General features: G+C 63.1%; 12 protein-coding genes. 9 read left to right on the top strand and 3 right to left on the bottom strand.

Annotated features, from left to right (window positions below):
- Positions 1-234 precede the first annotated feature (234 nt).
- Positions 235-1467: a chromate efflux transporter gene (gene chrA, locus AADX97_RS17810; protein WP_374234908.1), complete on the bottom strand. Its 1233-nt coding sequence runs from the start codon at positions 1465-1467 to the stop codon at positions 235-237.
- A 221-nt stretch (positions 1468-1688) separates the two neighbouring features.
- Here chrA and AADX97_RS17805 point away from each other — a divergent pair, with 221 nt between their 5' ends.
- Positions 1689-2081, top strand: a complete 393-nt coding sequence (locus tag AADX97_RS17805; protein WP_374234909.1) for an MAPEG family protein — start codon at positions 1689-1691, stop codon at positions 2079-2081.
- A 219-nt stretch (positions 2082-2300) separates the two neighbouring features.
- On the opposite strand, the gene AADX97_RS17800 is transcribed toward AADX97_RS17805, so the two are convergent.
- Entirely contained in the window at positions 2301-2750 is a 450-nt protein-coding gene (locus tag AADX97_RS17800; protein WP_374234910.1) for a hypothetical protein, read from the bottom strand.
- 693 nt (positions 2751-3443) lie between these two features.
- Here AADX97_RS17800 and AADX97_RS17795 point away from each other — a divergent pair.
- From AADX97_RS17795 to AADX97_RS17770, 6 genes are all read left to right on the top strand, one after another.
- On the top strand, positions 3444-3629 hold the full coding sequence (locus AADX97_RS17795; protein ID WP_374234911.1) for a hypothetical protein: 186 nt from the start codon (positions 3444-3446) through the stop codon (positions 3627-3629).
- Between the two features lie 308 nt (positions 3630-3937).
- Complete coding sequence (locus tag AADX97_RS17790; protein ID WP_374234912.1) at positions 3938-4396, top strand: helix-turn-helix domain-containing protein; 459 nt, start codon at positions 3938-3940, stop codon at positions 4394-4396.
- On the top strand, positions 4397-4966 hold the full coding sequence (locus tag AADX97_RS17785) for a PIN domain-containing protein (RefSeq protein WP_374234913.1): 570 nt from the start codon (positions 4397-4399) through the stop codon (positions 4964-4966). It begins immediately after the preceding gene.
- Between the two features lie 9 nt (positions 4967-4975).
- Positions 4976-7096 carry a DEAD/DEAH box helicase family protein gene (locus AADX97_RS17780; RefSeq protein ID WP_374234914.1) on the top strand — a complete coding sequence of 707 codons (2121 nt, stop codon included), beginning with the start codon at positions 4976-4978 and terminating at the stop codon, positions 7094-7096.
- A 356-nt stretch (positions 7097-7452) separates the two neighbouring features.
- Positions 7453-8436 carry an Rpn family recombination-promoting nuclease/putative transposase gene (locus AADX97_RS17775; protein ID WP_374234939.1) on the top strand — a complete coding sequence of 328 codons (984 nt, stop codon included), beginning with the start codon at positions 7453-7455 and terminating at the stop codon, positions 8434-8436.
- Positions 8437-8739: 303 nt separating this feature from the next.
- On the top strand, positions 8740-9888 hold the full coding sequence (locus AADX97_RS17770) for a tyrosine-type recombinase/integrase (protein ID WP_374234915.1): 1149 nt from the start codon (positions 8740-8742) through the stop codon (positions 9886-9888).
- 242 nt (positions 9889-10130) lie between these two features.
- On the opposite strand, the gene AADX97_RS17765 is transcribed toward AADX97_RS17770, so the two are convergent.
- Positions 10131-11486: a sigma-54-dependent transcriptional regulator gene (locus AADX97_RS17765; protein WP_374234916.1), complete on the bottom strand. Its 1356-nt coding sequence runs from the start codon at positions 11484-11486 to the stop codon at positions 10131-10133.
- A 482-nt stretch (positions 11487-11968) separates the two neighbouring features.
- Between AADX97_RS17765 and AADX97_RS17760 the strand changes: the two genes are divergently transcribed.
- Together AADX97_RS17760 and AADX97_RS17755 are read left to right on the top strand one after the other, a co-directional pair.
- Complete coding sequence (locus AADX97_RS17760) at positions 11969-12361, top strand: hypothetical protein (RefSeq protein WP_374234917.1); 393 nt, start codon at positions 11969-11971, stop codon at positions 12359-12361.
- 33 nt (positions 12362-12394) lie between these two features.
- Positions 12395-12847 (top strand): hypothetical protein, encoded by a 453-nt coding sequence (locus AADX97_RS17755; RefSeq protein ID WP_374234918.1) that lies wholly within the window; start codon positions 12395-12397, stop codon positions 12845-12847.
- Positions 12848-12880: the final 33 nt, after the last annotated feature.

Below are 12880 nucleotides of genomic sequence, written 5' to 3'. Positions count from 1 at the left end.
GAGAGACTCGGCCAACAAGCGGCGACTGCGGCAAGACCGGACGAAAAAGCCGGCCAAGCACCCGGCACGAAACCTACCAGCTGGCACGCGGCGGCGAAGGAAGACATAGGGTTCCAAGATGCCATAGACGGCCGGCATGTCGAGGCGCAACGCCCACCAGACCTACCGTGAGCGGGAAGCGGCGGCGTTCGAGTAGGCGACCGCAGAACGGGAACCCATGACCGCCGGGAATGTTCAGACGGGTTGCGAGACGAGGCCAAGCGCCGCCGCAGCGAGCACCGTGACCATGACCACCAGCCAGGGAGGCGCTTGCCAGGCCGTGAGCAGGATGAAGGCGGTCAACGCGACGGCGAAATCCGATGGCGACGCCACTGCGCTGGTCCATACCGGATGGTAGAGCGCTCCACCCAGGATGCCGACCACCGCGGCGTTGGTGCCGGCCATGGCGGCGCGGGCACTGCGATCCTGGCGCAGCCCGTCCCAGAACGGCAGCACACCCATCAACACCAGCATACCCGGCAGAAAAATGCCGAGCAGTGCGATGCTCGCGCCGAGAATCCCGTTCGGTCCCGGCTCCATGACTGCACCGAGGTAGGCCGCAAACGTAAACAGCGGACCGGGCACCGCCTGCGCCGCACCATAGCCGGCGAGGAAGGCGTCGCCGCTCACCCAGCCGGACTCGACCAACCGCGTCTCGAGAAGCGGCAGCACCACGTGCCCGCCGCCGAAGACCAGGGCGCCGGCCCGGTAGAAGGCCTCGAACAGAGCGAGCCCCGGCAGGGACCACAAGGCGGCGATCGCGGGCAGTCCGAGCAACAACAGGACGAACAACGCGAGGAGCAGCATCCCGGCGCGCCGGGAGATCGAAACGGGCAGGTGCCCGGCGGCATTCCGATCGACCCGACGACACCGGAGAATCCCGGCAACAGCCCCTGCGGCGATTGCGGCGATCTGTCCGAACGCGGTCGGAACGAAGACGACGATCAGCACGGCGGCGAGCGCGATCGTCGCCCGTTCCCGGTCGGGCGCGAGCGTGCGCGCCATCCCCCAGACCGCCTGGGCGACGACCGCCACCGCCACCAGCTTGAGACCATGGATCACGTCCTGCCCAATCGGGCCGGCAAAGGCATCGGCACCGAACGCGAACGCCAGCAGCAGCGCGGCCGACGGCAGCGTGAACGCTGCCCACGCCAGCAGTGCACCCGCCAAGCCGCCGCGCAAGTACCCGAGCGCGAACCCCACCTGGCTGCTCGCCGGTCCCGGCAGGAACTGGCATAGGGCGACCAGGTCGGCATAGGCCGCCTCGCTCAGCCAGCGCCGGCGCAGCACCAGCTCGTGGCGAAAGTAGCCGAGGTGGGCGATGGGGCCGCCGAAGGAAGTCAGCCCGAGCTTGAGAAAGGCGCGGAAGACCTCGCCCGGGTCACCGGTCCCTTGTTCTTGTTGCTGATCGATCTTGTCTGCGACCATGGGCTGAGCCCCGATCCGGTAGGGTTTGATGGTGGGCGGCCACGCTAGCACATGGTCGCAGCGCCGTGGTCAATGGTGATGGTGCTTCGTCCTGCCACCTCCGCTGGAGGATCCGGCTCGTAGCAAACATGCCGTTCAGCGCAAGTATCTCCAATACGGGCAACCGGACCGGCTCTCCCGTCGTCCAATAACCGGTAGACAATGAACGTGAGGACTCCAACGTGACATCAGCAATATACGCGTCGCTTTCGGCATTCCTGATCGTCTGGCTATCTCTAAATGTGATCAAGGTGAGGCGGACAAAGCAAGTAAGCGTAGGTGATGGCGGCGATGCGGAATTGAAGACTGCGATGGCAGCGCAGTCGAATGCGCTGGAATATCTACCGATCTCTTTACTGCTGTTGTTTGCGCTCGAATATAATGGAGCCTTCTTGGTTCTGGTTCATTCTCTGGGGGTTCTGCTCTTGGTTGGAAGGGTGATACATGCTAGGGCTATGTTGACGAGTCATTTGAAACGCAGGGTGTTGGGCATGCAAATAACGATTTGGGTGCTCATCGGGCTCGCGCTTGCAAACCTCATCTTTATTCCTTATGGGAAGCTCGTGCCGGTGTGATGAATTATCCCCCCAGACGCAATCTCCGCTAACGCTCCGCCGGCCCGGCTGAGCCTTGCGCTGCCTAGATGGCTGACGTCAGCTACGGGGGGTCGCAAGCGGACCGTAGCCAATGCAGCCCCGACCCTTGGCTCGTGCCGAAAGCGGACCTGCGCGTGCATTCTTGTCCACGCGGTATCCCTTCTGCCAAACGCGGCCGCCAGGGTCGAGTCCAGAGCGTCAGTCGGACAGGCCCCTAGAGACATCTATTCCGCTTCTTCGTGAACCCCTCTTTGGCGCTCGATCCGCTTCCTTTGGACTGTAATGGCGCTTGAGCCACGCTGTCAGCCCCTCCAACCCCGGGAACAGCACCCGCTCGGTGACGTTGTACTGATCCAGCTTGTCGCGGATCTCCCACTCGAGGCCGGCGGGGATGACGATCTTGCGTGCGAGGCCCGGATGCTCGGCGAGCCAGTGCTCCATGGTGCCCTTGGGGGCCAACGTCACCGAGAGGAAGGCGAACTGATTGACGATGCCATCGTTGATGGAGGGCGGCTCGACGAACAGCGCGCAGGGTCGCGGGCAGAGCGCGTCCAGTTCCTGCTCGGACGTGACTGTCTCCGACAGCATCTCTACGGAGAAGACGTTGGCACCCGCACGCGCCAGCCGCTCCGCCGGCCGCTCCGGCACCAACTCGTGGGTGTGCAGATCGTTGGCGCCTCGGATTGCGCCGTCGCGGTTAAATTGCTCAATGTCGGCGGTGGCGAAGTGCAGTGCGCCGAAGGACGAGTAGGTTCAATCCATGAGCCGTGTCGGGAGGCCGTCGTGCTGCGCCACAGCCAGCGAGTGCCCGAACGAGTCACGCTCCACGACGCGGCGATGGGCATACTTATGAGAACTGCGCAGCAGACAGCGCTCCAGGCCCGCAGTTCGCCGCCCGGCCGGCACAGCCTGGTCTCGAGCCGAGAGCGGTCGTCGGACATCCCGCGGAAGGCAAACCGGAAGCGGCAGCGTCCGAGTTCTCGGGATCCATGCCTCGGCGACCAACGCCCCCTGGAGTTTGTTCCGGCTCTCGACGCGGGTCTCTTCCCTCGCAGCACCCGAATGGTGGGCGTCCGCGCAGTCGAAGCGCACTGCACGCACATGACGGCTGGGCTACCGACCGCACGGTCATCCCCGAGGAGCCTATCGGCCCTCTGCTAAACGCGATGAAGGAGTTATGATGAATGCAATCGACGCTTTATCTTCGCTCCACGTCGCTCAACACTTTCAACGGCATGATCTGGCTCACCTTCTCCTGTGGCGGGTCTCATGACATGCATTTCGACGAGTTTCTCGGGACGAATCAATCGATCGCAGTCCTTTCGACAGAGGAGAGACGCTTTGAACAAAACGGAAAGGGAGCTACGCCCTTGGGACAGTCTCGACGAGGAGGAGCAAACCGACCTCCGTGTCGCCTTCGGCCACTATCTGGACACGCTCCCGCCGACATGTTCACTGGAGACGAAAGTGCAGCGTTTCCGAACCTGGCTGCAGGATTTCGGGGTAGATTACCAAGACGCACCCTGACGCATCTGCTTCGTTGCCCGGTGCGGGACCCGCGCTTGGATGTCCGGTTCGGCCTCAAAGCAGGCACCGCCTTTTGACTGCTCATGGGCAGCACGGCCCCAGGAGCGGTCGGTCAGTGAGTCCAGGTCTGCGTTCGCTTGACGTCATATTGCAGTCTCTGAAGCGCCTGAGAGCTCGCGGGCTGCAGGCGCGAGGTCGGGAAACCCGGGCCACGCGCAGCTGGGTGGATCGCAGTGTTTCGAATGTTTCGATTGCGGGCGAGATTGCACTATACTTTGCCTCAAGTGATCGAACAGAGGAACCGAGCGATGAGTCATGCTGCACCGGTCTACCCCGGGGTGCGGATGCCAACGGAGGCCGAGGTGTCGTTGGCGCTGGAGAGTAGCCGTTTGCTGGCCGCCTGCATTGGGCGAGGCGAGTCGGCTCGGCTGCGGCTGATCGATGGCGAGACCGATGTGACAGTGCCCGTCTCGGCGATTCACATGCTGGTCGACATCCTGAATCAGATGGCGCAGGGGAACGCGGTGTCACTGGTTCCGATTCACGCGGAGCTGACGACCCAGCAGGCTGCCGATCTGCTCAATGTCTCCCGCCCATTCCTGGTCAAACAACTGGAGGGCGGCGCCATTCCCTTCTACAAGGTCGGTCGGCATCGTCGTGTCCGTTTTTCCGATCTGATGGCCTATCGCGAAGGGCTCGATCAACAGACTGCCGATGCCGCAGATGAGCTTGCGGCCCAGGCTCAGGAATTGGGTCTGGGGTATTAGGTGGCGAGCTTCACGGTCATCTACGATGCGTGCCTGTTTTATCCGGCGCCGCTGCGGGATTTGATGATCCGGCTGGCTCAGACGCGGCGTTTTCACGCCCGCTGGACGGAGGAGATCCAGCACGAATGGTTGACGGCCCTGCTGCGACACCGGCCCGAGCTCGATGAGGCCAATCTGCAACGGACGATGACGCTCATCAACCAGGCCGTTCCGGATTGTCTGGTCACGGGCTACGGGGACTTGATCGACCAGCTTTTCCTTCCCGATCCGAACGACCGACATGTGCTGGCGGCCGCCATCCGGTCCGGTGCCCAGGTCATCGTCACGATGAATCTCCGAGATTTTCCACAGGAGGCGCTCGCCGACTTTGACATCGATGTGCGTCATCCCGACGACTTCATCCTCGATTTGGTCGATCTCGATCCGGCGGTTGTGACGACGGCGGCGAAGCTCCAGCGTGCGGCACTCAAGAATCCACCGCTCACGGCGGAGACCTTCATCGACACGATGCGACGCCAGGGGCTACCCGGCGTCGCCGGGTTCCTGCAGAGCCAGATCGCCCTGATCTGAGGGTCTGCTTTGTCCATCCGATTGAAGTCCAATCGAAGCCTGTCGATCCAGTCATGGCTCACGTCTACGGCACCTGTTCTCATACTCCTCCCACTGACCGATACCGTCATCTACGGCCATCTGACGGGCAAGCACACGATCGGCGTCTATCCCCTGCTCGAGGATGATCGCTGCCATTTCCTCGCGGTCGATTTCGACGAGGCGGAATGGCGACAGGACGCCCTAGCCTTTGCGCAGTCATGCGATGAGCTTGGCGTCCCGGTCGCGCTTGAGATTTCCCGCTCGGGTGAAGGCGCACACGCCTGGATCTTCTTCGCCGATGGCGTTCTGGCGAGCGATGTCCGACGGCTCGGCGCCGCCCTCATCAGCCACACGTGCGCGAGGACCCGACAGCTCAGGCTGAGCTCCTACGACCGGCTCTTTCCCAATCAGGACCGGCTGCCCAAGGGTGGCTTCGGCAACCTGATCGCTTTGCCCTTGCAGAAGGCGCCGCGCGCGCAACAGCACAGTCTCTTCGTCGACCGCGACTGGTGCACCTATGCAGACCAGTGGACCTTCCTCGCCTCCGTGCGGCATATGGATCCGCGGGCCATCGAGCCGACGATCCTGAAGGCGGTCGGCGGTGCTCAGCCACTGGATGTGAGCTTCATCGACGAGGAGGATCTGGCGCGGCCATGGAAGCCTCCAAAGCCGCCGAGCAAGAGGCTCCCTGGTCCTTTGCCCAAGCGGATTGGGATCACGCTGGCCAACGGCGTCTACCTCGAAAGAGCACAGCTCCCACAGCCGCTCGCGAACCGCCTGATCCGGCTTGCCGCCTTCCAGAATCCGGATTTCTATCGGTCGCAGGCGATGCGCCTGTCGGTTTGGGGCAAACCTCGGGTGATCGGCTGCGCCGAGAGCTACCCGCAGCATCTGGCGCTGCCGCGCGGCTGCCTGGATGCCGCGCTGGAGCTTCTGAGTGACAACGGGATCCAGGCGGACCTGCATGACGAGCGGTTTGCTGGACACGCAATCGCATTGCACTTCCAGGGCGAGCTGCGCCCCGATCAGGAAGCCGCCGTCACGGCCATGTTGAAGCATGAGACGGGTGTGCTCAGCGCCCCGACCGCCTTCGGTAAAACCGTCGTGGCCGCGGCGCTCATCGCCCGGCGGAGAGTCAATTCGCTGATTCTGGTGAACCGCACGGACCTGCTCGAGCAATGGCATGAGCGTCTGCTGGCGTTCCTGGACGTCGGACGCGATCGGGTTGGCATCATCGGTGGCGGCAAGACCAAGCCCAGCGGTCAGATCGACATTGCGGTGATGCAATCCCTTTCGCACAAGGGCGAGGTCAAGTCGCTCGTCGAGGATTACGGCCAGGTGATCGTCGATGAGTGCCACCACATCAGCGCACGATCCTTCGAGGCGATCCTGAAGCGCGTCAGAGCCCGATATGTCCTGGGACTGAGCGCAACACCGACACGCCGCGACGGGCAGGATCCCATCATCTTCATGCAGTGTGGACCGCTGCGGCACACGGCCGCCACGCCGCCCGATGCTCCACACGACCTCGCGGTCATCCCCCACGAGCTGCAGACACCGATCGAGCTGCCGGCGGATGCCGCCATTCACGGAATCTTCCGCCACCTGGCGATGGACGGGACGCGCACCCGGGCCATCGCAGCCACCGTTCTCGAACGCTTTCAACAGGGACGTAAGATCCTGGTGCTGACCGAGCGAGCCGACCATTTGTCGTCCCTGCGCAAGGCTTTGGACGGCATTGCACCAGCGCCTTTTGTCCTGCATGGCCGAATGCCGCGTCGGCATCGATCCGAGACGATTGCGCAGCTCAATGCACTCCCGCCAGAGGCGCCAAGGGTGGTGCTGGCCATCGGAAAACTTGTCGGAGAGGGGTTCGACCACCCACCGCTCGACACCTTGGTCTTGGCAATGCCGATCTCCTGGAAGGGAAGCTTGCAGCAATACGCCGGCCGACTGCATCGGGGGCACGCATCGAAGACCGACATCCGCATCATCGACTTCGTCGACACCGGCCATCCAACATTGCTGCGAATGTGGGCTCGACGGCAACAGGGCTATCGGGCGATCGGCTATCGCATCGCGATGCAATCTGAGTTCGCTGGCTGGTGATCGTTCTCGCCGGTCGCCGCCGTCGAGTGAGTCTTTGAAGCGGGGCATTTCTCGCCGCTGACGCAGTCAACAGAGGTCGCCGTGTGTGCGCGATCGTGCCCTTGTAAGACGAGAGCAGCATCCGCTCTCTTGAGGTTGCTCCAAATTACGGACGTCGACGCGGCGGCTCTGGGATGGGATCCGGTCACCCCGATACCAGGTCAGGCTGTCCGCAACCAGGATCTACCTGTCAGGCAGCGGTCTGTCCTGAGCGGCAGCTTGCCGACGCTCTTGAGGCATCTCCCGCGCGCGTTCGCTATCATGCGGGTCGGTTTGGGGTATTGTTCTGAAACGACGGAAATATCCCGCTCTCCCGGATAGCCGAACACGATCCTTCCTACAAGCTCCTGTTCTCGCATCGCGATCTGGTTGCGGACTTGATCCGAGGCTTCGTGCACGAGGATTGGGTCGAGCAATTGGACTTCACGACTCTGCAGCGCGTCTGCGAGATCGGCGTCAGCCACGACCTTCGCGAGCGCGAGGACGACATGATCTGGCGGCTGCGCTGGGGCGAGCGCTGGGTCTACATTTATTTGCTGCTGGAGTTTCAGTCGAGCGTCGATCGCCTCATGGCGGTGCGGCTGTTGATCGATGTCGGACTGCTCTATCAGGACCTGGCCGCCGCCGGCGAGATCCCCTCGGGAAGCCCGCTGCCTCCGGTGTTGCCGATCGTCCTCTACAATGGCGAGAAATCCTGGTGGGCCAAGACCAGTCTCGACGCGCTGATCGAGCCGGACCTACCCGAGCAGCTGCGCCGATGGCAGCCGCAGATCCGCTATCTGCTGCTCGACGAGCAGCGGCTTGCGGAGACCGAGCTGGCGGGACAGCGCAATGTCGCCGCCGCCTTGTTCCGGCTCGAGAACAGTCGCCGGCCCAAGGATATCGACAGGGTCCTGGCGAGTCTGATTGATTGGCTCGCCGCACCCGAGCAGGACAGTCTGCGCCGTGCCTTCGTCGTCTGGCTCAAACGCGTGCTGCTGCCGGCGCGAGTTCCCGGCGCCAAGCTACCGAACGTCAACAATCTTCAGGAGATGCGCGCCATGTTGGCCGAACGGGTGAAGACCTGGACCGAGGAGTGGAAACAACAGGGACTGGAGCAAGGGATTCAGCAAGGCATCAAGGAAGGATTGTCCCGGGGAGAGGCAAGGCTGCTGCGCCGGTTGTTGATCCGGCGCTTCGGAGCACTGCCGACCTGGGCCGAGGCGCGCCTCGAGCAGGCGGGCGAGGCGGAACTCGAGGTTTGGGCCGATCGCGTCCTGGAGTGCGGGACGCTGGAAGACGTGCTCAAGGATCCGGGCTGAGAATGGGTTCCGCGCCGGGACCCATGAGCAGAGCCCCCAAGTGGCGCCCAGTCAATGGCTGAGCACCCGCCTCTCCCTCAGCACTCGATGTGCTCGGCGATGTCGAGAGCGTCGTCAACCTCCACTCCCAAGTAGCGCACGGTGCTGTCGATCCTATTGCCAGCTGGCAATAGGATCGACTATGTCCCGCAACTGACTATATCCCGTTGTCGTCAAAGCGGCTGGGCTGGCGTGCCCGGGTGTGATTCAAGCGGGACATAGCCATCCTTCTTGCAGGGCAATTCCGCCCGCAAGGAGAACATCATGGAATCATCGTATGAAAGTGCCACGGCACTCGTCGGTCGCGCCGCCGGTCCGCTGGCAGACGATCTCGGTCCGTTTGTCGCCTCGTTGATCGAGCAGGGGTTCGCGGCAAACGTCATCTACATCAAGGCAAGGCACGCACTGGCGTTCGACCGTTGGTTGGAGAAACGCCGCATGGCGTTGGCTGATCTCAGCGAAATTCACATCGAGCAGTATCAGCGTCGCCGTCGACATCGATCCGTCCGTGCCGAGACCCGGCGCCGTGAACTGTGCGAGGTGACTCAACTGCTGCGATTCTTGCGTGGTCAGGGTGTGTGCAAAGCCGCCCGCGTCGATTTCACACCGGCCGACAATCTTGCGGCCGCGTTTGGCCAGTACCTGCAGGATCAGCAAGGACTGGCGGCGGCGACGATCGAACGCTACAGAGCGGTCGCATGGCAGTTCCTTGATGGGCGCTTCGGCGGCGGCGAGGTCGATCTGCGCACGCTGTGCGCTGTCGACGCGATCGACTTCATACAACGCCAGGCCAAGCGCATGAGACCACCGGCGCTGAAATGCGTCGTGAACGCGTTGCGCTCATTTCTTCGCTATTTGCAGTACCGCGGTGAGAGTGCGCCCAACCTCGTTGCCGCAGCGCCTTCAGTAGCCACGTGGGCGACGACACCGCCATTGCCAAGAGCGATATCACCCGAGCACGCGCAGCTCGCGATCGACAGCTGTGATCGGCGAACGTCGCTCGGTCTGCGCGATCGCGCCGTGTTGTTGCTGTTGGCGCGTCTGGGGCTTCGCGCTCACGAAATCATTGCGTTCACGCTCGACGACTGCGACTGGGATTCCGGTTGCCTGCACGTGCACGGCAAGGGTAGACACGAACGCCTGTTGCCGATGCCCGCCGACGTGGGTGAAGCCATCACGGCGTATTTGAGCCGTGGGCGGCCCGGCAGCGAGGATCGGCATCTGTTCCTGCGTTCCCTGGCACCGATCCGCGGTTTTAAGCCCGGCTCGGACGCTATCGGCTCAATCGTGCGTTACCCGCTTCGGCGAGCCAAGGTCGACGCACCGCACAGCGGTTCTCACCAATTTCGCCATGCGTTGGCGGTTCGCATGCTTGCGGATTCCGGGGACAGTATATGTGACTCGTGGAGCTGAGGAGCTTCCGCCATCCGCTGAACTACGGACCCTGGCCGGCGAGGCATCAGTATCCGTAAACGGCCGGTTGCTGCCGTTAGGGTCGCCTGAACCGAGCCAAGACCGTTTGGTCGGCAGGGACCTGCACAGCGGTGGACAATTCAGGCAAGGTCAGCGCGATCATTCTGAGAAATTCATTTGGAACAAAATGAGCGACAACAAGCCATCAGCTTTCAGCCGTCAGCTTACTTACCCCTCACCCCTCACCCCTGCTCCGAAGACCCCTTCAAATCGGCCAGCAGCCGATAGAGCGTACGCTCGCCGATCCCCAATACCCGCGCGACCGTCGAGCGGCGCCCTTCGTGGCGCTCCAGCAGCAGTTGCAGATAGCACCGCTCGATCTCGGCGAGAGTGGGCTCGTCATCGAACGTCAGCGTCACGCCCCCGCTCGGCGCGCTCGCAGGTGTGCGACCGAGGGTGAGATGTTCCGGATCGATCTTCAGCTTGTTGCCCGACAGGATAATCGCCCGCTCGACGATATTACGCAGCTCCCGGACATTCCCAGGCCAGTCGTACTCGGTTAGCTGCCGCATGGCCGACTCGCTCGCCCGCTTGACAACGCGCCTGGAAAGCCCCGGGTGGGCGAGAAAGTGCCGCACGAGGGGTGGAATGTCCGCGCGACGTTCGCGCAACGGCGGCACCGAGACCACGAAGGTATTGAGTCGGTATAAGAGATCCTGGCGGAACTCGCCGCGTTGGGCCATCCCGTCGAGATCGCGATTGGTGGCGGCCACGATCCGTACCTCGGCCTGGATGTCGGTGGCGGCACCGAGGCGACGGAACCGCTTGGTCTCGAGGACGCGCAACAGCTTGGCCTGGATCGTTGCCGGAATCTCGCCGATCTCGTCCAGAAACAGGGTTCCGCCCTTCGCCTGCTCGATTAGCCCGGGCTTGCGCTGGGCCGCACCCGTAAAGGCCCCGCGCTCGTGCCCGAACAGCTCCGACTCGAACAGCGTCTCGGGCAGCGAGCAGCAGTCCACCGCCACCAGAGGACCCTCGACCCGCGGGCTCAGACGATGGATTTCCTGGGCGACCTTCTCCTTGCCGACACCGCTTTCGCCGAGGATCAGGACCGTCGCCTCCGTCGCCGCCACGGCCTTGAGGTCGGCCAGCAGCCGCCGCAGCGGCGCACTCTCGCCCACCAAGAGGCTGGGGGCTTCGTGCCGCAGAACGCTGGTGTAGAACTCGCCGCGCCGGTAGAGGATGACGTTGTCGATGATCCGTCGCGCCGCGCCGGCCAGCTCTTCCGAGTCCACCGGTTTGGCTAGAAACTCGGTCGCCCCGAGACGCAAAGCCTGCAGTGCAGCCTCCATGCGGTCCCCGCCACAGAGGACGAGGATCGGGAGATCCTGGGCCCAGGCTTCCATCGTGTCGGTGCCCACGTCTTTAGGCCAAGGATCGTCCAACAGGATCAAGTCCGGCACATCGCAGGACAAGAGGCGCCGAGCGTCGCTTCCGTCCGCAACGGCCGAGACCTGAAAACCGAAGCGACGTAGGACCTCCGGCATGTCGAGGCGGGCCTGTTTGTCCGTACTCACCAGCAGGATGTGGTCGGTCATGACTGATCCTTTCGTCCGAATCGAAACAAGGGGCAGGGTTTCTAAACCCGATGAGAGTCATGAGCGATCGACTCGGGTACGCGAAGGCTCGAACCATGGTTCTCACGGGGTCTCCTTCTCCCGATGACCGAGCCGTATCGAGCGAGAACATCATACGGCTTCCCCGGTCGATGCATAGGAGCCGGCGATCAGCGGATGTCCCGAGATCTCTGCCGGATTGGCATGGCAGCCCTTCGCACATCGAGCCGGTGATGGCCTCACGACCGATCTTGGGGAACCGGACCGCAAGCGACTGCCATACCGGCAGGGTCAACCTCGAACGCGCTGCAAATCTGGCAGCCGCGCCACCCCACACCCGGCAAATGGATGCAGCGAGATCAGAATCTCGCTTTCTAAAACAGATACTTATTTAATTTACTGTGCATGGCACGGAATCTGTATATGTCCTATCGACTTCTCAACTTGCCCATAGGACTGCAACCATGACCCTCAGCCGCCCCCTTTCGATCTCGCTGGTGAACGTTGGCCTGACGCTCCTCGTCTTGGCCGGAGCCCTCAACAGCGCCGAGGTCCGCGCGGACATCGACGCGCTTCAGCCCGATCCCGGATTCCGTTACGAGACCGGCCGCTGGACCGAGGTGGACATCGCCCTGGCGTTGAACGATGGTAACCCGGCGCTGCTCAGTATCTACAGCAAGGGAGCAAACGGCCTGCGGCTGCTGCAGAATGCATTCACCGACGCGCACGGCCGATTCGTCGGCGAGCTGCAGCTGCCGGCCCACCTTGACGAAGTCGTCGTCGTGGTGCGGACGGGCGATCGGCAGGACACCCTTGACCTCATCGTCGGCGAGAATTTAATCGCCTACGCCGAATAACCCTAATTACGGATACTCGGGAGATTCAACCCCATGACAACCTTGAAATCGATCACGCACTGGACCGGGGCGGCACTCGCCCTGCTGATCGCCACGGGCGCCTCTGGCGCGTCGCCGAACACCGTCGGCCGGCTCGCGTTTGAGCCCGTCCATCTAAATGAGGCGGCCGGCGCAAAGCTGGAACGGGGCATTCTCACCTACGGGGACGATGCCTACGAGGTCAGAGTGAACGGCTTGGGCATCGGCGGAGCGGCCGGTGTGACGGTGACCGTGACCGGAGACGTGCAAGGACTGACCGACCTCATGGATCTCGAAGACGTCTATGTCACGGCGCTGGCCGACCCCTCGGAAACGGATGTCAGCACCGACGATCTTTTGCTCCAGAGCGTTCGCGGCGTGCGGATTCGCCTACGTACGGACAACCAGGACGTCGGCATCGCACCGGGCGGCGAAGAGGTGCGGCTGCTGTTCGGATGGGGGCAATAGGACGCACCTCCGTCCGGCCGAGTCGACCCGGAT

Origin of the sequence: Thiocapsa sp. C2-2m (genome assembly GCF_041903745.1) — a bacterium.
Classification (GTDB): Bacteria; Pseudomonadota; Gammaproteobacteria; order Chromatiales; family Chromatiaceae; genus Thiocapsa; species Thiocapsa roseilacustris.
The sequence above is the reverse complement of the archived record's forward strand: the minus strand, read 5'-3'. Positions and strand labels throughout refer to the sequence as shown.

Bases quoted from the DNA above. Each gene is read 5' to 3' on its own strand.
- chrA (WP_374234908.1), bottom strand. From the start codon at position 1,467: ATGGTCGCAGACAAGATCGATCAGCAACAAGAACAAGGGACCGGTGAC.
- AADX97_RS17790 (WP_374234912.1), top strand. From the start codon at position 3,938: ATGAGTCATGCTGCACCGGTCTACCCCGGGGTGCGGATGCCAACGGAG.
- AADX97_RS17770 (WP_374234915.1), top strand. From the start codon at position 8,740: ATGGAATCATCGTATGAAAGTGCCACGGCACTCGTCGGTCGCGCCGCC.
- AADX97_RS17765 (WP_374234916.1), bottom strand. From the start codon at position 11,486: ATGACCGACCACATCCTGCTGGTGAGTACGGACAAACAGGCCCGCCTC.
- AADX97_RS17760 (WP_374234917.1), top strand. From the start codon at position 11,969: ATGACCCTCAGCCGCCCCCTTTCGATCTCGCTGGTGAACGTTGGCCTG.
- AADX97_RS17755 (WP_374234918.1), top strand. From the start codon at position 12,395: ATGACAACCTTGAAATCGATCACGCACTGGACCGGGGCGGCACTCGCC.